General features: G+C 57.3%; 18 protein-coding genes. 5 read left to right on the top strand and 13 right to left on the bottom strand.

From position 1 onward, the window contains the following. Positions 1 to 18 precede the first annotated feature (18 nt). Positions 19 to 393, bottom strand: coding sequence for a metalloregulator ArsR/SmtB family transcription factor (locus VN577_09715; protein ID HWR15096.1), 375 nt, complete (start codon positions 391 to 393; stop codon positions 19 to 21). A 103-nt stretch (positions 394 to 496) separates the two neighbouring features. On the opposite strand from VN577_09715, the gene arsM reads away from it, so the two are divergent. Further along, complete coding sequence (gene arsM, locus VN577_09710) at positions 497 to 1,285, top strand: arsenite methyltransferase (GenBank protein HWR15095.1); 789 nt, start codon at positions 497 to 499, stop codon at positions 1,283 to 1,285. A gap of 58 nt (positions 1,286 to 1,343) precedes the next feature. Here arsM and VN577_09705 read toward each other — a convergent pair whose 3' ends face one another. From VN577_09705 to mfd, 4 genes are all read right to left on the bottom strand, one after another. Next, a complete protein-coding gene (locus VN577_09705) occupies positions 1,344 to 3,104 on the bottom strand; it encodes a hypothetical protein (GenBank protein ID HWR15094.1) in 1,761 nt (586 codons plus the stop codon). A gap of 30 nt (positions 3,105 to 3,134) precedes the next feature. Then, positions 3,135 to 4,010: a UTP--glucose-1-phosphate uridylyltransferase GalU gene (gene galU / locus VN577_09700; GenBank protein HWR15093.1), complete on the bottom strand. Its 876-nt coding sequence runs from the start codon at positions 4,008 to 4,010 to the stop codon at positions 3,135 to 3,137. Between the two features lie 117 nt (positions 4,011 to 4,127). Then, on the bottom strand, positions 4,128 to 5,846 hold the full coding sequence (locus tag VN577_09695) for a DUF885 domain-containing protein (protein ID HWR15092.1): 1,719 nt from the start codon (positions 5,844 to 5,846) through the stop codon (positions 4,128 to 4,130). A gap of 26 nt (positions 5,847 to 5,872) precedes the next feature. Continuing rightward, entirely contained in the window at positions 5,873 to 9,409 is a 3,537-nt protein-coding gene (gene mfd / locus VN577_09690; GenBank protein ID HWR15091.1) for a transcription-repair coupling factor, read from the bottom strand. Between the two features lie 81 nt (positions 9,410 to 9,490). Here mfd and VN577_09685 point away from each other — a divergent pair, with 81 nt between their 5' ends. Then, positions 9,491 to 10,303: an alpha/beta hydrolase gene (locus VN577_09685; GenBank protein HWR15090.1), complete on the top strand. Its 813-nt coding sequence runs from the start codon at positions 9,491 to 9,493 to the stop codon at positions 10,301 to 10,303. On the opposite strand, the gene VN577_09680 is transcribed toward VN577_09685, so the two are convergent. From VN577_09680 to folP, 3 genes are all read right to left on the bottom strand, one after another. Beyond that, positions 10,304 to 10,816, bottom strand: a complete 513-nt coding sequence (locus VN577_09680; protein ID HWR15089.1) for a DinB family protein — start codon at positions 10,814 to 10,816, stop codon at positions 10,304 to 10,306. After that, complete coding sequence (gene serA, locus VN577_09675; GenBank protein ID HWR15088.1) at positions 10,813 to 12,036, bottom strand: phosphoglycerate dehydrogenase; 1,224 nt, start codon at positions 12,034 to 12,036, stop codon at positions 10,813 to 10,815. Before serA ends, VN577_09680 begins: the two co-directional genes overlap by 4 nt. Positions 12,037 to 12,127: 91 nt before the next feature. Then, positions 12,128 to 13,024 (bottom strand): dihydropteroate synthase, encoded by an 897-nt coding sequence (gene folP, locus VN577_09670; GenBank protein HWR15087.1) that lies wholly within the window; start codon positions 13,022 to 13,024, stop codon positions 12,128 to 12,130. A gap of 101 nt (positions 13,025 to 13,125) precedes the next feature. Between folP and dacB the strand changes: the two genes are divergently transcribed. Continuing rightward, on the top strand, positions 13,126 to 14,724 hold the full coding sequence (gene dacB / locus VN577_09665; protein HWR15086.1) for a D-alanyl-D-alanine carboxypeptidase/D-alanyl-D-alanine-endopeptidase: 1,599 nt from the start codon (positions 13,126 to 13,128) through the stop codon (positions 14,722 to 14,724). 19 nt (positions 14,725 to 14,743) lie between these two features. Here dacB and VN577_09660 read toward each other — a convergent pair whose 3' ends face one another. Beyond that, positions 14,744 to 15,586, bottom strand: coding sequence for a DUF3891 family protein (locus tag VN577_09660; protein HWR15085.1), 843 nt, complete (start codon positions 15,584 to 15,586; stop codon positions 14,744 to 14,746). Next, positions 15,583 to 16,005, bottom strand: a complete 423-nt coding sequence (locus VN577_09655) for a DUF488 family protein (GenBank protein ID HWR15084.1) — start codon at positions 16,003 to 16,005, stop codon at positions 15,583 to 15,585. Before VN577_09655 ends, VN577_09660 begins: the two co-directional genes overlap by 4 nt. A gap of 47 nt (positions 16,006 to 16,052) precedes the next feature. Here VN577_09655 and VN577_09650 point away from each other — a divergent pair, with 47 nt between their 5' ends. Continuing rightward, positions 16,053 to 16,469 carry a cytochrome c gene (locus VN577_09650; GenBank protein ID HWR15083.1) on the top strand — a complete coding sequence of 139 codons (417 nt, stop codon included), beginning with the start codon at positions 16,053 to 16,055 and terminating at the stop codon, positions 16,467 to 16,469. Here VN577_09650 and VN577_09645 read toward each other — a convergent pair. Next, on the bottom strand, positions 16,466 to 17,458 hold the full coding sequence (locus VN577_09645; protein ID HWR15082.1) for a CBASS cGAMP-activated phospholipase: 993 nt from the start codon (positions 17,456 to 17,458) through the stop codon (positions 16,466 to 16,468). The genes VN577_09650 and VN577_09645 overlap by 4 nt on opposite strands. Before the next feature lie 133 nt (positions 17,459 to 17,591). Between VN577_09645 and lipA the strand changes: the two genes are divergently transcribed. Further along, entirely contained in the window at positions 17,592 to 18,488 is an 897-nt protein-coding gene (lipA, locus tag VN577_09640; protein ID HWR15081.1) for a lipoyl synthase, read from the top strand. Between the two features lie 466 nt (positions 18,489 to 18,954). On the opposite strand, the gene nadC is transcribed toward lipA, so the two are convergent. Both nadC and VN577_09630 read right to left on the bottom strand, forming a co-directional pair. Next, positions 18,955 to 19,833 (bottom strand): carboxylating nicotinate-nucleotide diphosphorylase, encoded by an 879-nt coding sequence (gene nadC, locus VN577_09635; protein ID HWR15080.1) that lies wholly within the window; start codon positions 19,831 to 19,833, stop codon positions 18,955 to 18,957. A 32-nt stretch (positions 19,834 to 19,865) separates the two neighbouring features. Then, positions 19,866 to 22,655 (bottom strand): valine--tRNA ligase, encoded by a 2,790-nt coding sequence (locus VN577_09630; protein HWR15079.1) that lies wholly within the window; start codon positions 22,653 to 22,655, stop codon positions 19,866 to 19,868. Positions 22,656 to 22,756: the final 101 nt, after the last annotated feature.

Raw genomic sequence — 22,756 nt, 5'->3', positions numbered from 1 at the left:
TCCCTATCAACCAGGCAGTTACTGCTTGCCGACCGGCTTCGGCAGTGGCACGTTTTCGAGCTTTACAAACTTTTCTGGCGCGCAGCACGCTTGCGTCAACCGCTGGCGGTCTTTCTGCATGTCAGGCTGCGAGTCACACCACCTCATGACATCCCTGAGGACCTGGGCTACCTGTGGATCACCGGGGACTTGCACGCGATAGTGCATCCACAGACCTTCACGCCGCGCAGACACCAGGTTGGAGCGGCGCAAATAACCCAGATGTCGAGAGATCGTGGGCTGTGGCAGTTGCAGGGATTCCACGAAGAAACACACGCACAGCTCCGTGTCGCCGATCAGGTGAAGAATCCGCAAGCGCACCTTTTCGCTAAGCGCCCGCAGCAGCGTTTCCATGTCGGTCCCCATATTTTTTAAGGCACGTATATATTCGCCTTGACAAATATACTACGGCTTGCCTATATTCGCAAATGCGAATATAGTTCCCGAAAGGACGGTTATGGAAAAACTTCAGGTTTTGGAAGCTGTGCAGGAAAAGTACGGGGCAGTCGCTCGAGGCGAAGTATCGGGTTGCGGCTGCGGATCCAAGGATTCGGTTGCAGCGGCAATCGGTTATACCGCCGAAGACCTCAGAATTGCCGGTGATGCCAACCTGGGCCTGGGCTGCGGCAATCCTCTCGCCCTCTCGGGAATTCAGCCTGGCATGACGGTTCTCGATCTCGGCAGCGGTGCGGGATTCGACGCCTTCCTCGCCTGGCGCAGAGTCGGACCTACCGGGAAAGTCATCGGTGTCGATATGACCGACGATATGCTGGCCCGTGCACGTGAGAATGCCGTCAATCTTGGCGCTACCAATGTCGAGTTTCGGAAAGGGCAGATCGAATCGTTGCCGGTCGAATCCAACACCGTGGACTTGGTGATCAGCAACTGCGTCATCAATCTCAGTCCCGACAAGCCGGCCGTATTCCGTGAGATTGCCCGCGTTCTTAAGCCCGGAGGCCACTTTGCCGTTAGCGACATCGTGTTGCTGGCCGAATTGCCGGAGACGATCAAGAACGACGTCAGCGCTTATGTCGGATGTATTTCGGGCGCGTTGCCGATGGGCGAATACGTCCGCGAAGCCCATGAAGCAGGGCTTTCAGACGTGACCATCCCCGAAGTCATCTTCGGGTCGAAGTTGGCTTCGGTTCTCGCGGGAGAAGCGTCCGGGTGCTGTGGTGCCGACCCTGTGGCTACCGTCGCTGTGAGCGCAGTCGCTTCCATCAAGCTTCATGGTCGCAAGCGTTAATCTTCATCCATAAAATAAAATGCCCGGCATCTCGCCGGGCATCTTTTTACAGGATGAACTACTTCTGCTTCGGGCTTTCGTGACCTGTGGCCTTTACCGTCTCGTTTTCCGGAGCGATCTCGTTCGCAGTCAAGTATCTCGGTTCGATGTCCACCGGAATACCTTTCAGTTTGTCGAGTGCCTTCTGCGTGGCTGGCCGGATCACCACCATCTCGTCGAGCATCTTCTTCGCCGCCGCGTAGTCGCCGTTCGCTTCAAGCATCAGTAGCGTGTTCGTAAGATCCCGCACAGCCCCTTTGATTTTCTTGAAGTCCACCGCAAAGGTGCCGTCCGGATTCTGCACGAACCCGCCTTTGTCCATGAGGTAGTTGAACTGGAAGGCCATGCCTTTCCCATGCGCTTCGGTGATACCGAATCGTAGGGTGCGGAATGTCGATGCCAGGAACGTCGTATACATCTGGCGTTCCGCGACCTCTCCGCTCTTCAAGACGCCATCCATCTTCAACCGCTTTGCGTTCTCCATCATGTACTGCAGTGCAAACAGGCCAGTCGCATCCGCTTTCGCTTCTTCGATGGAAGAGTACAGTTCCTTCAGTTGCTGACGCGGAGAAGTTTTCTTTCCCGCTACCGTAATCTGCTGCGGTCCGAGTGCATGAACCAATTCGTGCGCCAGAATGTGCGTAAAGAAAGGCTCGAAAGCGACATCAGCGCGCGCTTGCTTTGTCAGCATCTGATCCGCGATCGGCATCAGCACGCTTTTGAATTTCGCTTCCTGGATGTTCTTCAGCATCACGCGCTTCGCGCCCTTCTCCGCAACCACCCGCTCATCATTTGGCAGGTTGAACGCTGCGGTCTGGACGCCGTGGTCACCATCGCCCGCGCTGAATACGGAGTTCACAACGCGGATCGCTGCCGTCGAGCCCAGCTTCGGATTTCGGAATCGCGGATCGATTGGGAGATTGTTCTCGATCTCCTGTAGGTGCGTCGTAAAAGCCTTCAGCTTGTTCGTCTCAGCGTCGTCGCGAAGCGTGACATATGCCTCAAAGGCCGCCTTGTAATTGAAAAGTTCGTCGTTGTAGGTCTCGTAGGGACCGAACGTTACATCGATCGGTGCATCGAGATCCATCCATGCCACGTCGCTTTCGTAGTAATCGTTCGACAGGAATGCCGCCGCGCGTGTCTCGAGGAACGTCTTCAGAGTGGCATTCGTCGTAAGGCCGGCAGCTTCCTTGAATAAGCCCGCGATTTGTTCCAGCTCAGGCTTGTACTCCACGCTGTAGGGAACCAACTTCAGTTTGTTCTTCTCATCCCGGCGGACAACCGTGAAAAACCCGGTAGCCTCAGTCTGCTGGGCTTCCGGTAAAGTCTTCACCCATGTCTCGAAGTCGACCTTGCTCATGTCCTCCGGATAGAAGTTCGCGCCCAGCAACTTGCGTTCCGGCACGCCGGGCATAAATGCCATCTGCTCATCAAGCGCCGACCACGGCCCCTTGTTAATCCAGTAGTACTCGGCGCGAGCCTTACCCAGCGGCGTAGCATCACTTTTCACCGTTTCCCACGTGGCCAGATTCTTCTCCCAGAGTTGCTTCATGAACAGTGGGTTTAGCAGACGGGCGGCCTGAACCAGCTTGGCCAGCGCCTTCTTATCGCCTTCACTCAATTTCGAAGTGTCCACTCGAATTGGCGTCGGCGAGAATCTCGCCGTCATCGTTTTAAGTTCACTCTCTCCAGGCACAGGATTCGAATCTTTCTTCTCTTGTGTCATACACGTGATTCCAAGCAGGGGGAGCATAAGCAAAGCAATTCCAAGTGTGCGCATATTTCCTCTTCTTCTGTTGTGAGTCCGGCACTACAGGGGAATTTCTTTCAGCCACGTCCGGAACTGGTCTTTCAAGTCGGGCCGCTTCAGCGCAAACTCCACAGTCGCCTTCAGGAAGCCCAGCTTGTCTCCGGTGTCGTGACGCTTGCCGTCAAACACATACCCGTAGATTTTTTCGTGCTTCAGCAATTGCCGCATTCCGTCGGTAAGCTGCAGTTCGCCGCCGCGGCCCAGGGGCGTATTTTGCAGCATCTCGAAGATTCGTGGCGTAAGTATGTACCGCCCGATAATGGCCATATTCGAAGGCGCTTCTTCGAGCTTTGGCTTTTCGACCAAATCGGTAATTTCAAACAGCTTGCCCTCAAATTTGCCGTGGACCGGTTTTGCGGCGATCACTCCGTATGCGGATATCGCTTCGCCCTCGATCACCTGCGTCGCAATGACCGACGACTGCGTTTCATTGAAGACCTGCATCATTTGTTTCAGGCAGGGAACTTCGGCATCGATCACGTCGTCGGCCAGCAGCACTGCGAAAGGCTCGTTGCCAATCAACTCACGCGCGGTCAGCACCGCGTGCCCAAGGCCCATCGCCTCTTTCTGCCGCACGTAGGAAACGTGAATCATGTCCGAAATCTGCCGGACGACCGCCAGCAGATCCGTTTTCCCGCGCTCCTGCAACATGTGCTCGAGTTCGTAGCTGACGTCGAAGTGGTCTTCGATGGCGACTTTACCGCGACCGGTAACCATCACGATTTGATCGCAACCGGCCGCCATGGCCTCCTCCACCCCATACTGGATGATGGGCTTATCCACCAGGGGAAGCATTTCTTTCGGTTGCGCTTTCGTTGCGGGAAGAAACCGGGTACCAAGCCCGGCAGCGGGGAAAACGGCTTTGCGAACTTTCATAGGCAATTGGATGCGTCCGCGCAACCTGCACGGAACGAGTACAGTACCACAGCGCCGAAAAACTCTAGCAGATCGTCGACCGCCAGTCGGTGATATTTGGCAGCCGCCCAAAACCAGCTACAGAACTGGACTATTGTCACCCAGCATCGTCTCGCGCACGAACTTCACTGGCGGGAACCCTTGCTTCAGAAATGTATCGTGGAACTCTTGCAGAGTGAACTTGTCGCCCATCTTCTTGTGATAGTCCTCACGCAATTTCAGGATTTGCAGCTTGCCGAGCGTATAGATCAGATATGTAGGATCGCTCGTCCCGCGCTTGCTTTCTTGTTCCGCGGTGCCTTTCGACTGGTATCCCTCTTTTACGAAGAATTCCTTCGCCTGTTCAAATGTCATGTCGCCCGTGTGCATCGATATGCCGACGATAAAGCGCGCATCGCGCAGCAGGGCATCAATAATCTGGCCCAACCGAAGTTTCGGGTCGTTATTCCCGTAGCCTTCGTCGAGCATCATCTGCTCGGTGTAATGGGCCCAACCCTCAGCATTGCTGCCCGCACCCAATAACTTTCTGATCTTCGACGGTGCAGACGGTACCCACAGAAACTGCGTGTAATGCCCCGGATACGCCTCGTGGATCGCCGTGCTGATAATGGTCCCGCGATTGAATCCCCTGAGCCAGTCTTCTGTTCGCTCCTTCGACCAGTCTTTCTCCGGCAAGGTCACGTTGAAGTAGGCTTCCTTCGCGACTTTCTCGTACGGACCCGGCGTGTCCATCGACGCCGAACTCAAGGCGCGCGCAAACGGAGGCGTTTCCTGCACAATCGGCGGTACCGGCGACGGAATAGTCAGTATTTTCTTCTCGACGATGTAGCTTCGGATTCCAGCCAGCACATCACGGAACGACTGCAACAGTTGATCTCCCGTCGGATGATCGTTCTGCAACTCCTCCAGGATCTGCTCAGGCGTCTTCTTCGGATCGACCAAAGCAGCGACGCGTTTGAACTCCTGTTGGTTCTTCCGTAAGTCCGCATATCCAATCTCAAGCAGGTGATCGAGCGGAATATCTACAAATTCGTCGTACAGCAACTTCTTCCTGAACTTGTCGGGGCCGATGCGGAAGTCGCCATTCGAACGCGGAAGAACATCCTTCTTCAGAAACGTCTCGTAACCGCGAAGTGCTGCGATCACCGCATCATTCGACTTCTTGAACTCGGCGAGAAGCTTCGGATCCTTTACCTCGGTGAAGGCCTTGGGTACGTCATTCTGGAAAAAGCTGATGATGCCGGGCACCTGTTGCAGCGCCACCTCGGTGTAAATCTTCGGCGGATTCTTCAGGTTTTGCCGCGCCGCCTTGAACACTATCGGCATTTGTTTCTCACGCGCGATCAGCGATCGCAGCCGCTCATCTGCCGGAGCGAAATTTCTCGACATGATGAGGAACGCGCTCTGTGTAATGCCGCTGGAGTAGCGGTCCGGGCTGCGTTCCCATTTACGAATGTCTTCGAGTTCGAGAAGATTTCCCTTCAGCGTGTTGACCACGAGCGCGTGATCCTGGCGCTGCTCAAGATTGAGTTTCGACGTGTCAAACGCATCGAAACGCGCAAGCCAGTCCTTGGCCCAGCGAATCTCTTTGTTCACTCCAGCCCGGGAATAGTCCTCAAGTTTCGTGTCGTACTGATGCAGACCGGCATAGCTAGCTGCCGTCGGATTGTTCTCGAAGTACGTGTCGAAAAACTCATCCACCACGCGATCCCAATCCGCTGCAGGTTTCTGTTCCGTTTGAGCAAATACGGCCATGGCGAAAGACAGCACTGCCACCAGCGCGACGACGATCTTCATTGAATGCCTTTCAATTCCGGTTTCAGCTATTTTGCGGACACGGGTTGCTGCTGCCCGGCCAGGCTCTGCAGCAGATTACGGAGGTTCCCCAAAACCTGCTCCGCACCCGATACAGCCAGAGTGTATTTCAACACGCCTTGTGGTGAGAAGTTGGCACCCTTCTTCGTAGCCACGAAACGCATCAATTTCTCGGGATCTATCCCAGCATTCTCACCGAACTTGATGCTCACCGTATCACGGTGCCGGTCGATGCCCACCACATTCAAACGTCGGCACAGTAGCTTCAGCGTCGCGTATTCCAGCAATGTGCGCACTGGCGCTGGCGGCTCGCCATAACGATCGGCCAATTCCGCCGTCACGTCTTCCAGTTGCTTCTCCGTCTCAACTCCAGCAACGCGCTTGTACATCCGCAAACGCTGGTTCTCTTCCGTGATGTAGTCGGCAGGAATCCTGATATTTAAGCCAAGGTTGAGCGCCACTTCCGCTTCTTCAGCCTCGACTTCGCCCTTCAGCTCGCGAACTGTTCGCTCGAGCATCGAGGTGTACATCTCGAATCCAATGGCATCGATATGTCCGCTCTGCTCGCCACCCAGCAGGTTTCCTGCACCGCGAAGCTCTAAATCGAGCGCCGCAATCTTGAACCCCGCACCTAGATCCGAGAACTCTTTCAACGCCGCCAATCTCCTTCGTGCGATCGGCGACAGTTCCGTATCCGCCGGAATCAATAAGTACGCATATGCGCGGCGATTCGACCGGCCGACGCGTCCACGAAGTTGGTATAGCTCCGATAGCCCATGCCGGTCCGCCCGATTGATGATGATTGTGTTGCATAGCGGAATATCCAGGCCGTTCTCGACGATCGTTGTAGCGACGAGAATATCCGCCTCGTGCCGCATGAACCCAAGCATCACTTTCTCAAGCTCGCGCTCCGTCATCTGACCGTGGCCAACTAGGATGCGTGCTTTCGGCACAAGCTCCTGCAACTTCGCGGCAATCTCGTAAATCGATTCGACTCGGTTGTGAATGAAATACACCTGGCCGCCACGGTCGAGTTCGTGCTCGATGGCATTGCGAAGCACCTTCTCATCCCACGGCGCTACCACCGTCTGAATCGCCATTCGGTCTTTCGGTGGTGTCTCGATCACACTCATGTCGCGCAGCCCGACCATCGCCATATGCATCGTGCGCGGAATCGGTGTCGCCGACATTGTCAGTACATCCACCTCTTTGCGCATTTGCTTGAGCTTTTCTTTATGCGCAACCCCGAATCGCTGCTCTTCGTCGACAATCACCAACCCCAGATCGCTGAACTTTACATCTTTCGACAGCAGCCGGTGCGTGCCCACCACGATGTCGACTTTGCCATTTTCGATCTTGTCGACGATCTCCTTCTGCTCTTTCGCGCTACGGAATCGCGACAGCATCTCGATCCGGATAGGGAACTGCGCGAACCGCCGCTTGAATGTCTCGAAGTGCTGGAACACCAGGACGGTCGTCGGCGCCAGCACCGCCACTTGCCGGTTGTCGCTTACGGCCTTGAACGCTGCTCGCATCGCCACTTCCGTCTTACCGTATCCCACATCACCGCACAGCAGGCGGTCCATCGGCGTAGACGCCTGCATATCGTTCTTGATGTCCGAAATCGCGGAGATTTGATCGTCTGTCTCGCTGAACTCAAACGCGTCTTCAAACTCCCTCTGCCACTCGGTATCCGTCGGATACGAATGTCCCGGTGCTAACTTTCGTTGCGCGTAGAGCTTCAGTAATTCCTCGGCCATGTCGCGCATGGCCTTCTTCACGCGTGCTTTCGTCTTTTGCCACTGCGCGGTACCGAGCCGGTTCAGTACCGGACGCGCACCTTCTGCCGACCTGTACTTCTGCACCAGGTCCAGGCGTGTAAGCGGGACATAGAGTCGCGCCCCTTCGGCGTACTCAAGCACCATGAACTCAGCTTTTGAGCCATCCGCCTGAGGGATTTCCTTCAGTCCCTGGTACTGGCCAATGCCGTGCTCCACGTGCACCACGTAATCGCCGATGGCGAGATCACGGAAGTCGCTGACAAACGCCGACGTCTTCGACTTCTGTTTCAGCGGACGGGCCGCCGCCACTTCTGACTCGTCGAACAGGTCGTACGTTCCGAAAATCACCAGCCGCGCTTCCGGAAGCACCAGGCCATCTGGCACGAATGCCTTCACGATGATCGTGGAAACTTCTTCGCCGGCCAGGTAAGCCGCATCGTCGATGAACGTTTCTCCCGGACGCGGCGTTCGCGATCCCAGTCGGAACGTCACACCGTACTCGGTAAACACTTCCGCCAATCGCTCGACTTCGCCGGTGCTACCCGCTGCGAACATGACGCGTTGGTTCTCGCCCGTCAGCTTCCTGACTTCCTCCACTACTCCCGGGATCGAGCCATGGAACTTCGTCGTCGGACGCGAGCCAAACGCGACTTCCTCCGTCTCAAACGACGCAATCCCAAGTTGCTCGAGGTCGGCCGCTGGCATATCCCCAAGCGTGTTCCACCAATCATCCGGAGGCGTGTACAGGTCTTCCGGACGCACCAGGCTCCCAACCCCGCTGCGTTCATGCGCGGCATTCACTCTCTCCCACCAGTGATCGAGTTCCGCCTTAATGGCCGTCGGTTCGCTCAGAACCACTGCCGCATTCCCCATCAGGTCGAAAATACTTTGTCCCGCTCCGGCCACCGGTGAATACAGTTCCCACCCGGGAAAGACCGCCACGCCTGTTGACCGGATCGCCTCTTCAATATCTTCTTCTGACCCGCCCAGTCGCTCCCCGGAAAGCCGAGCCCCGATCATCGCCAGCGTGTCTTCACGAACCGGCGTATCAGTGAGCGGCAACAGTTGAACTTCATCCACCTCGGTGGATGACCTTTGCGTTCCCGGATCGAACTTCCTTACCGACTCCACCTCATCGCCGAAAAACTCCACGCGCAACGGCCGGTCAGCTTCCGGCGGATACACATCAAGGATTCCCCCGCGCAACGCGTACTCGCCGGGCATCTCGACTACGTCGGTCTTCGTGTACCCGACCGTATTCAGATGTGCGACCAACTTGTCGACGTCCACCGTCTCGCCACGGCGAAACACCTGCGCCGAGTCGAAGTAGAACTCCGGCGCATGCAGTTTCATCAGCGCCGCGCCTGCCGGAATAATCACGATGCGCGCCGCCCCGGTAGTCACCTTCCACAACGCCCTGGCACGGGCTTCCTGTATCTCCGGGTGCGGCGACATGTTCTCGAACGGCAACACGTCATACGCCGGCAGCAGCACCACGGCATCCGGCGACACCGTCCCCGATAGTTCGCAGAACGCTTGCACCTGCGGCAGCATCAATTCGGCGGTTTTGTTATCCGCAACAATCAGGATCACGGGCCGGTTCAGGGCGTGCGGGAACAGGCTGCTGACGAGCAATTGCGCTGGGGGAGTTAGCCCGGAAACACGTATACGCCCCGTGGCCGCTTTCAGGTGGGTGGCAACACGCGAAAAAGCTGGTAAGTTTTCCACGTCCGCGAAGAGTTCGCGAACGAAGGGAAGGATCATCGCTTTTTCATTCTAGCAGTACTCCGGAGTTGTCCCGGAAAGCACAGACTCTGTCTGCATTCCGTGACAAAATGGCCGCCAATGAAACGGGTACTGACTGTGGTCTTGGTTTTGATCTGCACGCTCTACGCAGCCCTCGTCGGTCTGGCTCTGATCTCTGACCGCCTAATCTTCCAGCCGCAGCCATCCAGTTACGCCGACGAAGGCCTCAGCGCAAACCTGTCGCGCCTGCCGGAACCCGGACATTTCATGCACATCATCTCCGGTGGAGAACGGATCTCAGCTCTCTACCTGCCCAACTCAAAGGCTCGCTTCACACTGCTCTTTTCGCACGGGAACGCCGAGGACATCGGCGACGATCTGCCTCTCATGCAACTCTTTCGCGAAGCAGGTTTCTCCGTCTTTGCCTACGATTATCGCGGGTATGGCACCAGCACCGGGCGTCCCAGCGAAAAAGCAGTCTACGAAGATGCCGAAGCCGCTTACGACTTCCTGACCCGCAAACTGGGCGTTTCACCGGATCACGTAATCGCGATGGGCCGCTCAGTAGGATGCGCGCCGGCCATTCATCTCGCTGCCAATCGCCCCGTACGGGCCTTGATCGCCGAAGCGCCATTCACCAGCGCGTTCCGGGTGCTTACCCGCGTTCCGCTTCTGCCATGGGACAAGTTCAACAACGTTCGGACCATCAGGAAAGTTCACGTTCCGGTGCTGATCATCCATGGTCGCAATGACGAGGTGATCTCGTTTTGGCATGGAGAGAAAGTGTTCCGCGCCGCGAACGAACCGAAACGCTTCGTTCCAATCGAGCGCGCCCGGCATAACGACGTGATGTTCGTTGCCGGACCCATGTATTTCCAGGTGCTCGCTGATTTCGCCAACCAGTGGAAGTGATTACTTCGCGTGCTGCTTCAGTGCCTCGACGTGGCGTCGTTCGTGGCCAACGATGACGTAGAGCAGCGCCCTCGCACTTACAGTACTGTCACTCGCCGTTCCGACCTGCTGCATCATTTCCGGTGTAAATCCTCTCGCCATTTCGATCGTGGAGGTTCGCACGGCCGCATACTCCGCAAGCAGGTTTTGCCAGGTTCGTTCATTGAAATTACCTGTTGCGATGTAGTCGTCCTGTTCAAATCCCGGCAGCGGCGTCTTATCACCGCGTGCGATACGCATCGCTCGATACGCAAAGATACGTTCACCGTCGCATAGATGGCCTACCGTTTGCTTTAAGGTCCAGTGTGTCGTGCCACGAAGCCGTCCGGCCTGTTGCTCTGTGAAGGCCGCCAGCAACTCCTGCGTGTATTTGCCGGATGCTTCCAATGCGCCAAGCACATCTTCTTCGGGCACGTAGGCGACGTACTTACCGTAATACCCGGAATATTCTTTTTCGGTTGGACGATTGCTCATGCCGAAACAGATGACATCGTCTGCTCCACCGTTTCAGAAATTCGCACGCGAACCGTGTTCGGAATGCGCCGTAGCTCATCGAGGATCGCGTGGTCGAATTCGCGATTGATGTCGTAGATAGCGTACCCGAGTTGACCCCGCGTATCGAGCACCTGGCGTTCGATATTGATCCCCCGCTTCGCCAGCACCTCGTTGATGTGCAACAGCATGCCCGGCATGTTGGTGTGGAGGTGCATGAGCCGGTGGTTGCCGGGCGCTGACTCAAGCTGACAGTGAGGGAAGTTCACGCTTAAAGTCGTATTCCCGGTGCGCACATAGTCGATCAGCCGCGACGATACGAAGCTTCCAATGTTTTCCTGCGCCTCTTCCGTCGAGCCACCCACGTGCGGTGTCAGGATCACGTTCGGAATCTCCTGCAACGCGCTTTTGAATGGCTGCGAGTTCTCCGGTTCCTGCGGAAACACATCAACCGCCGCGCCGGATAGCTTCCCGCTCTTCAACGCTGCCGCCAGCGCCTCAATGTCCACCACCGATCCGCGACTCAAGTTCAGCAGGCTGGCGCCTTCTTTCATCATCGCGATCTTGTCGGCACCGAAGTAAGTCTTGTTCGACGTGCGCCCGTCCACGTGCAAGGTCACGATGTCCGCCGTCTCAAGCAATTCTTCCAGGGACACTCGCTTCGCATTGCCGCGGGCTAGCACATCGGCAACATCGGTGAACACCACTCTCATGCCGAGAGCTTCCGCCAAGTCGGAAAGCTGTGACCCGATCTTGCCGTATCCGATAATTCCCAGCGTCAATCCACGGACTTCGTGTGAACCCGCTGCCGTCTTTTTCCAGTTGCCCCGATGCAATTCCGTCGAAGCTGCAAACACGCGCCTCGACAACATGATGATCTCGCCCAGCGCCAGTTCCGCCACGGACCGGCTGTTCGAATGCGGATCGTTGAATACGGCCACACCCCGTTCGTTACATGCCGGGAGGCTGATCTTGTCCGTGCCAATGCAGAACGCGCCGACGGCAAGCAGGTTAGGCGCAGCCTCAAGCACGCGTGCGGTCACCTGCGACTTCGAGCGCACGCCCAGCACCACTACGTCTCGCACACGACCGGCGAGTGCCTGCTCATCGAGTGCAGCCGTGAGCGTTTCGACTTCAAAACCGTTGGACTTGAATGCCGCGGCTGCAACGCCGCTTATGTTTTCCAGAAATAAAGCTTTCATCGGATATACGAATGCCCCGTTTCGTCCCATACAAAAGTCTACAGCAGAGGCGCATCGGGAAAGGCGAGTTCTCCGACGTGAGCTGCATGCATTATTTGGATGCAGCCAATTCGTTTTGCAGAATCGCGTCCACCACCCGTGCCGCTTCCACCGACTGCTTCACATCGTGCACCCTCACGATGTGCGCCCCCTTCACGATGCTTAGCGCCATAGCCGCCAGGCTTCCATGCAAACGCTCCGACGGCGGAGCGTCACTTCCCATGGCGCGTCCCACGAACGACTTCCGCGACGTTCCTGCCATGATCGGCAAACCCAATCCCGCCAGCTCATCCATACCGGACAGCAGCGGATAGTTTTCTTCATAGTTCTTGCCAAAGCCAAACCCTGGATCAATCACGATCCTCTCGCGCACGACACCTGCAGCTACAGCCGCATCGGCCCTTTCCTTCAGTTCGCGCTGCACCAGGCCGATCGGGTCGTCCAGTCTCGGCAGCGACCTCCACGTCTCCGGTAGTCCGCGCATATGCATCAGAACCACGCCGCAGGAAAGCCCCGCACAGGTAGCCGCCATCTCCTGATCCCAAAGAAAGCCGCTGACGTCATTCACGATCTCCGCCCCGCCCTGTACTGCCTTCGTTGCAACTGCCGCCTTGTAGGTGTCGACCGAAATGACCGACTCCGGACGCCGTCGCTTCAACTCCTCAATCACCGGGACGACCCGCGCCAACTCATCCCCGGCGCTCACCGACGGCTTTCGCTCAGACCCCTGCACGCCCGCTCCAGGTCTGGTCGATTCTCCCCCGACGTCCAGGATATCGGCGCCGTCCTCCATCAGCCGCAACCCGTGCTCCACTGCCAGGTTGCGATCGAAAAACTGCCCACCGTCGGAAAACGAATCCGGCGTCACATTCACGATGCCCATCACTAGCGTGCGCCGTCCCAATTCCAACGACCGCGAGCCCAATTGCCACTGGAAAACCTGTCGCATGCCCCGGATTGTACCCTCCTCACAGCCCCTGTTACGAAAGGTTACACTGCCCGAAAGCACGGACTTTCACCTGCAAACGATGCTAAAATTCAGCTACTTCCATGCGCAGTGCTCGTATTCGTCTCGCGCTAGTAGTCCTCCTCCTGACGTCGATTTCTGTCTCTGCGGAATCCGCAAAATCCAAGCCGCCGAAACCGAATCGCCAGATCCTTACTCAGCAGATCGACCGCCTGGTCACCGAGCCTGACGTCGCCCGGGGATTCTGGGGTATCGAAGTCGTATCGCTGAAAGAGGGGACCGTCCTCTACTCGCTCAATTCCGATAAGCTCTTCACCCCCGCTTCCAACACCAAGCTCTTCACGACTGCCGCGGCACTAGCGCTGATTGGTCCCGATTACAAGTTCAACACCACCATCGAGACGAATGGTGGCATCGATCGCTATGGACGCCTCAACGGCGACCTGTTCGTCGTGGGACGCGGCGATCCCAACATCTCCGGGCGGACCATTCCTTACTTCCTTCGCACGGAACGGAAAGAGCCTGCCCTCAAAGTCCTGGAAGATCTCGCCGATCAGGTTGTCGCGCGTGGCTTGAAATTTATCGACGGCGATATCGTTGGCGACGACAGCTATTACGCCTTCGAGCGGTACGGTGAAGGCTGGGCACAAGACGACATGGTATGGGAATGGGGTGCGCCTGTTTCCGCGCTGACCGTCAACGACAACGTTGTCTACGTCAGCATCTATCCGGCCGATCGTCCTGGCGACAAAGCCTTCGTCCAGATCGCCCCCTTCGCCGAGTACTACCGGGTCGACAACCGCATCATGACGACTCCTGCCGGCACCGGCCCGCGCCGCATTTACATCACCCGTGAACCCGGATCCAATCAGTTGACGCTGTTCGGCAACATCCCCGTTGACGATACCGGCGCCAACGAAGCGCTCGCGATTGAAGACCCCGCCGCCTTTGCGGCGCAGGTGTTCCGCTCCTTGCTTGAGCGTCGCGGCGTCGTGGTCTACGGCGGCAATCGCACCAAGCACACCGAGCTCGCCTCGCTGTCCACGTTCAGTATCACGACTGTCGCGCCTGCGGGCGGCGGCGAGAACGATTCACGTCCCAAGCCGCCGAATCCGAACAGCCGTGTCGTTTTGGCCAGCTACGAATCGCAGCCGATGATGCAGGACCTCAAGATCATCAACAAGGTCTCGCAGAACCTTCATGCCGAACTGATGCTCCGGCTGCTCGGTCGTGAGAAGGGCGCCAGTGGCACCATCCAGGCGGGTCTCGAAGTGGTCCGCGGATTCCTGCTCCAGGCCGGCGTCCACTCCGATGAGTACATCTTCTTCGACGGCTCGGGCCTTTCTCGCCAGAATCTCGCTACCCCGCATGCGCTCGTACGCTTGCTCCAGTACGCCGACACGCAGTCGTGGGGACCAAAGTTCCAGGACACGCTTCCTGTCGCCGGACTCGACGGCTCGCTTTCCGAACGCTTCCGCAGCACGTCCGCACAAGGACGGGTACAGGCGAAGACCGGCTCTCTCGGCCATGTCAATTCACTGTCGGGTTACGCGACGACCCTTAGTGGCGATAAAGTCGCATTCGCCATCATGGTGAACAACCACAATCTTCCCAGCAAGCGGGCGCTGGAAACGATCGACAAGATCGTCACTTCGATTGTGGAAGAAGGCGGAAAGAAGTAAGTCCCAGAGACGAACCTGCTTACTTTATGTGGAACCCAATCCTGGTTCGTCCTTCGCCTTCATTCGATGGATAAACTCGTACCGGTATCGAGAACCGGTGTGGTACGCCTCCGAAAACGGAGGGTTCAGTAACGTAGACACCATCTTCGTGCCTTATTCGCAGCTTCCGTCCACCAAACTCCTGCGGAAATTCCGTTGCCGCCGTCGACCCGCAGCATAGGTACAACGACAGCGTGTCGCAGAACTGAAGCAGGTCAACATACCTGTCGAGCTCCTCATGCGACAGGGACGTCTTCGAAGCGAGCTTCTTTTGCCGGTTCTCTTCTTCGTGGACGAACTGTTGCACGTGCTCGGTGTCTTCCGGCGAATCGACTTTCATTTGCAGTCGGACTTTCCCGAGCCGATAGAAATGGCCGCTCACCATGTACTCGGCCAGCGGGCCCACCTCTCGCCCCGCTTCGATCGACTCTCTCCACGCTGAAAGCGAATCATGCACAGTCACTTGCAGGAAGCTTTTTGGACGCCCATTCGCATCCACCGGAGGTTCCATCGCAAGATCCCGCTCGAATGGAAACTGCGCCCAGCCGTTGTCGTGAACCGCGATCCCCTGCGATACCTGCTCGGTAATCTCGGGTAGAAAACCCGCCTCGAACGCTGCCGCAAGTTGTCCGGCTAGCAGTGCGTGATCCGGTTGCCCGACGAGAAGGTACCGCGACGCGTTCGCGCCTTGGGTCTGCGCAACGACCATCCACGCGGGGACCATATTGTCGTCCGTGCGGAAAGTCGCAGCCATGCGCGCCACTTGCGCGGTCTGCGCGTTCTCGATGTAACCACCGTCCTGATCGAGGGGGCGAAGGATCATCTTGCTCTTACCTGCCGTGCCACTTTTGCCGCCGCCGCTCCTCCCGTGGAATGTGGCGGTTTTTTCATTCCATCCAACAGCTCTTTCAGGACCACGGCGTTGTTCCGTTCCAGATTCTTGGATCCAAACAGCAGAGTAATGGCTTTCTTCTTCGCCGCGATTGCGTGCAACTGTTCAACCGCCGCCAGCGCCGCTGGTTCCGATAATTCCTCGAGATATCTCTCACGGAACTTTGGCCACTGCGTTGGACGCGAGTGGTACCACTTGCGCAACTCATCCGAAGGCGCGATATCTTTCAGCCACAGATCCACTTTCGCGGCTTCCTTGGTCATCCCGCGAGGCCACAATCGGTCTACGAGCACGCGAAACCCATCGCGCGACGAAGCCGCTTCATAAACTCGCTTGAGTAACACCGCCATCGGTTCCTGTATTCTATATTTCCTTTGACGGTTAGGACTGCTTGAGCATGCGCAAACTGTTTTTACCGGCTTTCTTCTGCATTCTGGCATTTACCGGTTGCAACACCAGCCACACCAATCCGGGCGGGCATAGTCCGGAAGAGGCCGAGGCGCGGCAGCGTGAGATACAGCAGCGTCCGCAGCAGAAACCTGACCCGAACGCTTCTGTTCCTTCCCAATCCGCCTCACTCAACGGAAAGGAACTCTACGACCAGAACTGCGGCATCTGCCATCAGAACGGAGCCAACGGTGCGCCTCCGCTGATGGGCATCATGAACAGGCGCGAACTGCCCAGCGGAACTCCAGCCACCGATGGCCGCGTGAAAGACACCATCAAGATGGGTCGCGCCAATATGCCCGGCTTCGACCGCGTGCTGAACGACCAGCAGATCGACGCCATCGTCGCCTACCTGCACACGCTCTAGGCGCTAGCGAAGCTTCCCTTTGTTGCCGGACGAGGCCGCGACTTCAACAATTCGCAAAGCTGGTCGAACCGTTTCGCGTTGTCGCTCAGGCAAGCCTGCGCATCTTCTTTCAGGTGTTGCATGTTCTCCGGTGTAACGCAGTCCATCTCGTTCGACGAGTTTTTGAGCTTTGCCTGGAAACGGAACTGCCTCTCCCTGCCCAGCAGAAAGTAGAGTTCCTGGTCCGCCGTTTCCGACACGCTGTCCATGAAGACCGACGTGATCTGGCGTGCCCACTGCATCATTCCCCAGTTTTTGACGGCGGAAAATTTGAGGTTGTCCTGCCGGTCGCCGGTCCCGATCGACACAATCAAATAATCGCCATCTCCATAAATGTGATGTGCCTCGGCGAAAGCCGCCACCGCAGGGTTGTTGATGCACACTCCGCCATCCACGAGCGTGTACGACTCGTGGTACTCGTTGCTTAGTTTCACCGGAGGGAAGAACGTTGGAGCCGCCGACGTCGCCCGTGCTACCTCCCTGAGTTTCCAGTTGTAGTTCGGATCCTTCGGAATGCGCTGGCTCTTGAAGAAGAACGGGATCTGGCCCTCAATGTCGTAGCTGCCAATAAGCAGCGGCACCCTGGCAGACGCCAATTCAGTGTCGCCGAAAAACTTCAGCAGAATTCTTTCCAGCGCGTCCGGCGAGTACTTCGGCCGGACCCATTTTCGTGCGTCCGTGATCCAGCTTTTGCGAAAGATTTCCGGACCGTTCTCGACGTACAACCGCACCAGGTCGGCCGGGTGATACGGCTCGCCTGTGTTCGCGCCGGAGCCGATCGCGACCGCGATAATGCCGCCCGTCGAAGTACCGGCGATCAGGTCGAACATCTCGTGGATGGGCTTGCCCAGGCGCTTCTCGAGTTCCGCCAGTATGGTTGCCGGGATGATTCCCCGGATTCCACCGCCATCGATAGCCAGTACATTAATGCAGGGGTTAGGTTCGGCCATGGTTCACCTCCTCGCGGAAAGCGAGGTTACCACCAAAACAGCCTCTCGCAGCATTTCCGTTCAGGTTTCAGTGTTTCCGAAAAACGGAGTCCCCGGCCCCGGTCGGAGCATCCTGTAAAATAGACGTTTACCCATGTCCACGGATCTCATCCAGATCGAAGTCGGCCCCAAACCACGCGTCCCGAAGCCTGAGTGGATGAAGGTGCGCGCACCCATGGGCGACAACTACCACGACCTGAAGAAGCTCGCACGTGGCTTGGGCCTGCATACCGTCTGTGAATCGGCCCAGTGTCCGAACATCGGCGAATGCTGGAATCACAAAACCGCCACCTTCATGTTGCTGGGCGACGTCTGCACCCGTCGTTGCGGTTTCTGCGCCGTTCCCAAAGGACGTCCCGAGGCCATCGACTTGGACGAACCTCGCCGGGTTGGAGAAGCAGTCGCCACCCTCGGACTGAAGCATGCCGTCGTTACCAGTGTGAACCGCGACGATGACAACATCGGTGGAGCAAAAATCTTTGCGGAAACCATTCGCGAGATCAAGCGCCGCGTGCCCGGTTGCCATGTCGAGGTTCTGATCCCAGACTTCCAGGGACGCCGCGACTGCCTCGAGATCGTTCTCGAAGCCAAGCCGGACATCCTGAATCACAACACCGAGACCGTGCCACGCCTCTACCGGTCCGCGCGTTCCGGCGCCAACTTCAAGCGCTCCATGGAGCTGCTCTCAAACGCCAAGGAGATCGACCCGAAGACGATCACCAAGACCGGCGTGATGGTCGGCCTGGGTGAAGAGATTTCGGAGTTGCTCGATTGTTTCCGCCAAATGGCCGAGCGCAATGTCGACATCCTGACCGTCGGCCAGTATCTGCGCCCGTCAAAGAATCAGTTACCGATGATCCGCTACTACACCCCGCAGGAATTCTCGTTCCTGAAGGAAGAAGCGTTGAAGATGGGCTTCCGTCACGTGGAATCTGGACCCCTAGTCCGGTCTAGCTATCACGCGCACGAGCAAGCCGAGTCGGTGAAGTAAAAAACAACCATTCCACCACTCCCTGACCACAAGCTGTCGTATCTGGCGAGTTTCACCGCAGGGGCTACCCCCTACCCCCTCCCATTAAGAAAACAAAGCACTTGCACGACGGACTATGAAAAGCACTTATAAGTTGCTGATTTTACAGCCAGTTATCGTACAGATTTGATAACAAAGAACTTAGCTGTGGGTACAAGATGTTGTATCTGGTTGTCGTTTTTCGGTTGTCGGCCGTCGGCAAAAGCTCTCCCAGGGATTCTTCCCCTTCCGCTTCACTACGTTACGTTTTAGCTTCAGGGTCAGAATGACAAAGAACGAAAACCATCTACAAATTCAGAATAGCAATTTGGTTAGGGGCACCATGCCAACATTCTGAAATTTATATTTGCCGCCGAATCAGAGACTTACAGGGAAAGGGAGCGCTTGACCCCCTTGACATCGTTTCTTAGCGGAAAGACGGAACCGGTTAGGCCGGCTCCACCCTCAAGTTCATATCCACGGCAATGGGCGAATGCGTCAGGGCGCCAACGGAGATGAAGTCCACTCCGGTCTCGGCGTACGCGCGCACGTTCTCCAGGCGAATACCGCCGGAGCATTCCATTGGCATGCGCTTGGGGCGTCCCTGTACACGTTCGACCGCCTGCCTCACCATCTCCGGCGCCATGTTGTCGAGCAGGATGGCTTCCGCACCTAACTCCAACGCCTCATCGAGTTCGCGCAGGCTGCGCACTTCGATCTCGATGATCTGGTGACCCTCGCGGTTCCTGAGCACTCGCTCCAGTGCGGGACGAATTCCACCGGCGAGCGCGATGTGGTTGTTCTTAATCAGGATTCCGTCGGACAAATCCAAACGGTGGTTCTGGCCCCCGCCGCAACGCACCGCATACTTATCGAGCACCCGCAACCCGGCGACTGTCTTTCGCGTATCAAGAATCTTCGCCTTTGTTCCGGCGATCGCGTCCACGAACCTTCTCGTTGTCGTGGCCGTTCCGCTCAGGCGTTGCAGCAGGTTCAGGATGACCCGCTCGCACGACAGGATCACTCGGGCATTGTGCCGGATCGTCGCCACGACCGCGCCCTTTGCCAACTTCACGCCGTCGAAGACTTCCGGATGGCTGATCACATTCGGATGGCCTTCCACGCTGCGATCCAGCGCTGCAAACACCTCGAAGATGCGCGTGATGGCTCCCAGTCCGGCCAGCACGCAATCCTGCTTCGTGCGGATGATCGCCAGCCCAAGCTGTTTGGGCTCGATGCAGGCCTTCGTCGTCGCGTCGTTCGTTGCCTTATCTTCCAGCAACGCATTCTCAAGAATGCTGGTGATCCGTCTGCTATTCCAATCCATCGTCAACCATGTGGCCGCGTCTTAAGGCGCAGCTACTTTCCGTTCAACTCGTCCAAGCCTGCCTGGTTCTTTTCCTTTAACAGCTTTAACTCTTCCAGGCGCCGTTTCAGTCCTTCAACCACCTTCGCCGGGGCCTTGGACAGGAAACCTTCGTTCCCCAACTGCCGCTCGGCGTTGCCCATCTCTTTTTCAATCTTCTCGCGTTCCTTCGCCAACCGCTCACGTTCGACCGCCACATCGATCTTGCGCTCGAAGATAACCTTCACGTCAAAGCGCGCCGTCGAACGCGCTCCGGCCTCTTTCGCCAGTGAGTGCTCGGTGAACTCGAAGGTCTCGACGTTCGCCAGACGCTCGATGGCATTCGCGTTCTCGGCAAAAATCTTCTGCATCGCCGCATCGGCATGAATCTGAATGGGCGCCTTGGCACGCGGCTCGATCTTCAGCTCTGCCCGGATATTTCGCACGGCAACGATGAGGTCCTGCAGGATCGCCATCTCCGTCTCGGCATGCGTGTCCACCTGCCGGTCGCTAACGCGTGGATACCGCGCCAAGGCAATCGATTTCAGCGGCGGATTTCCGTCGTACACCGCGTGCCAGATCTCCTCGGTGATGAACGGCATGAAGGGTGACAGCAATCTTAACGATGCTTCAAACAGCGCAACGAGGTTCGAAGTTGCGCGCTTTGACGCCGATTTTTCAAACTCGCCTTCAAACTGCAACCGCGACTTGATCAACTCTAGATACCAGTCGCAGAACTCGCCCCAGAAGAACGAGTACACGGCATTCGACGCTTCGTGGAAGCGGTAGGTCTCCAGCGACTCATTTACCTGCTTCGCAACCTGGTTGAAGCGCGAAAGAATCCAGCGGTCTTCCAGCGATTGTGCCTCAAATCCCGGAACCCCGTTCTCGGCAATATCGCGATCCAACTCGCTTAGCGACCAAACGCCGGCCTGATGCGCCCGATCCACATTCATGAACATGAAGCGCGCGGCATTCCATATCTTGTTGGCAAACGCACGGTAGCCTTCCGTGCGATCGGGATTAAACGCAATGTCCGTTCCCGGCGATGCCATCGACGCGAGAGTGAACCGCGTCGCGTCCGTGCCGTACTTCTCGATGACCTCGATCGGGTCCAGCACGTTGCCCTTTGTCTTCGACATTTTCTGGCGTTCGGCGTCGCGCACCAGCGCGTGAATATAGACCTCGCGATACGGCGCAGCTTCCGCTAGCGCACTTGCGCCTTTCGGGACGTCGATAGGCCGGTGCGGCGGCGCCATGAAGTGGCATCCCATCATGATCATGCGGGCGACCCAGAAGAAGAGGATGTCGAAGCCCGTAATCAGCAGCGACGTCGGATAGAACTTCTCCAGGTCCGGCGTCTTGTCCGGCCAGCCCAACGTCGTGAACGGCAGCAGGGCCGACGAGAACCACGTGTCGAGCACATCGGGATCCTGCGTAAGGTTGGTGCCCTTGCAGTGCGGGCAGGCCGTTGGCGTCTCGCGGGCAACCGTAATTTCCTTACACTCGCCGCAGTGCCACGCCGGAATCCGATGTCCCCACCACAACTGGCGCGAGATGCACCAGTCGTAGATGTTCTCCATCCAGTTCAGGTAGATGGCCTTGTAGTTCTCCGGCGTGAACTTGATCGCGCCGCTGGTCACGACATCGGTGGCGGCCTTCGCCATGCTCAAGCCACCGTTCGCCGGTTCCTTGTTCACTGCCACGAACCACTGCGTGGAAAGCCGAGGCTCTACGATCGTTTTGCAGCGATCGCATTTCCCGAGCGGGACAACGTAGTCCTTCATCGAGACCAGGTAGCCCTGCTTCTCGAGATCGGCAATCACTCGATGACGCGCTTCATGGCGGTCGATGCCCGCGTACGGACCTGCGTTCTCGTTCAGGACCGCGTGGTCGTCCATGATGTTGATCTGCGGCAGGTCGTGACGCAGTCCAGCCTGAAAATCGTTGGGATCGTGCGCAGGTGTGACCTTCACCGCGCCAGTTCCGAACTCCGGTTGTGCCAACTCGTCGAGGATGATCGGGATCTCACGGTTCATCAGCGGTAGCATGACCATCTTGCCGTGCAGATGCTTGTAGCGCTCGTCTCGCGGGTTCACCGCGATGGCGGTATCGCCGAGCATCGTCTCCGGACGCGTGGTCGCGACGGTGATGTACTCGTCTTCCATCCCGCTCACCGGATAGCGGATCTCGTACAGTTTTCCCGGGGTTTCGTCGTGAACCACTTCAAGATCGGAGATGGCCGTGACGCAGCGCGGGCACCAGTTCACGATGTACTTGCCGCGATAGATCAATCCTTCTTCATAGAGACGAACGAACACCTCACGCACGGCGCGTGAAAGGTTCTCGTCCATGGTGAAGTACTCGCGCTTCCAGTCCACCGAAGCGCCCAGCCGTTTCATCTGGTCGAGGATGGCGCCGCCGTAATGGGCACGCCACTCCCAAACCCGCTCGATGAACTTCTCCCGGCCGAGGTCGGTGCGTTTCTTGCCCTCTGTCGCAAGTTGGCGTTCCACCATCATCTGGGTGGCAATACCGGCGTGATCGGTGCCAGGTAGCCATAACGTCACATCGCCCAGCATGCGGTGCCAGCGAATGATGATGTCCATCTCCGTCTGGTTGAGCATGTGTCCCATGTGGAGGCGGCCGGTGACGTTGGGCGGGGGCAGGAGCAGCGTAAACACTTTGCGCTCATCACCTTGCGGCGGTGTGTCCACGGCAAAGAGGTTTTCTTTGACCCAGTAATCGGCCCAGCGCTTTTCGATGGACGCCGGTTCATACGCTTTCGGTAACTCGTGAGCCATTCTGACCTTTGTATTACGACGAATGAGTACGGCAGGGTAATCCTTGATATTACGCGCCGTGGGAAAACAGGGTCAATCTGAGTGCAAATCTACGGTTCGTA

It is taken from the genome of Terriglobales bacterium, from assembly GCA_035561515.1.
Lineage (GTDB): Bacteria > Acidobacteriota > Terriglobia > Terriglobales > Acidobacteriaceae > DATMXP01.
Note: the sequence above shows the minus strand (reverse complement) of the source record. Positions and strands in the feature narration are given on the sequence as shown.

Coding starts and splice junctions, on each gene's coding strand:
- VN577_09660 (HWR15085.1), bottom strand. CDS start 15,586: ATGATCCTTCGCCCCCTCGATCAGGACGGTGGTTACATCGAGAACGCG.
- VN577_09685 (HWR15090.1), top strand. CDS start 9,491: ATGAAACGGGTACTGACTGTGGTCTTGGTTTTGATCTGCACGCTCTAC.
- lipA (HWR15081.1), top strand. CDS start 17,592: ATGTCCACGGATCTCATCCAGATCGAAGTCGGCCCCAAACCACGCGTC.
- dacB (HWR15086.1), top strand. CDS start 13,126: ATGCGCAGTGCTCGTATTCGTCTCGCGCTAGTAGTCCTCCTCCTGACG.
- VN577_09645 (HWR15082.1), bottom strand. CDS start 17,458: ATGGCCGAACCTAACCCCTGCATTAATGTACTGGCTATCGATGGCGGT.
- VN577_09650 (HWR15083.1), top strand. CDS start 16,053: ATGCGCAAACTGTTTTTACCGGCTTTCTTCTGCATTCTGGCATTTACC.
- VN577_09715 (HWR15096.1), bottom strand. CDS start 393: ATGGAAACGCTGCTGCGGGCGCTTAGCGAAAAGGTGCGCTTGCGGATT.
- VN577_09705 (HWR15094.1), bottom strand. CDS start 3,104: ATGCGCACACTTGGAATTGCTTTGCTTATGCTCCCCCTGCTTGGAATC.
- arsM (HWR15095.1), top strand. CDS start 497: ATGGAAAAACTTCAGGTTTTGGAAGCTGTGCAGGAAAAGTACGGGGCA.
- galU (HWR15093.1), bottom strand. CDS start 4,010: ATGAAAGTTCGCAAAGCCGTTTTCCCCGCTGCCGGGCTTGGTACCCGG.
- folP (HWR15087.1), bottom strand. CDS start 13,024: ATGCGACAGGTTTTCCAGTGGCAATTGGGCTCGCGGTCGTTGGAATTG.
- mfd (HWR15091.1), bottom strand. CDS start 9,409: ATGATCCTTCCCTTCGTTCGCGAACTCTTCGCGGACGTGGAAAACTTA.
- VN577_09695 (HWR15092.1), bottom strand. CDS start 5,846: ATGAAGATCGTCGTCGCGCTGGTGGCAGTGCTGTCTTTCGCCATGGCC.
- nadC (HWR15080.1), bottom strand. CDS start 19,833: ATGGATTGGAATAGCAGACGGATCACCAGCATTCTTGAGAATGCGTTG.
- VN577_09630 (HWR15079.1), bottom strand. CDS start 22,655: ATGGCTCACGAGTTACCGAAAGCGTATGAACCGGCGTCCATCGAAAAG.
- VN577_09655 (HWR15084.1), bottom strand. CDS start 16,005: ATGGCGGTGTTACTCAAGCGAGTTTATGAAGCGGCTTCGTCGCGCGAT.
- VN577_09680 (HWR15089.1), bottom strand. CDS start 10,816: ATGAGCAATCGTCCAACCGAAAAAGAATATTCCGGGTATTACGGTAAG.
- serA (HWR15088.1), bottom strand. CDS start 12,036: ATGAAAGCTTTATTTCTGGAAAACATAAGCGGCGTTGCAGCCGCGGCA.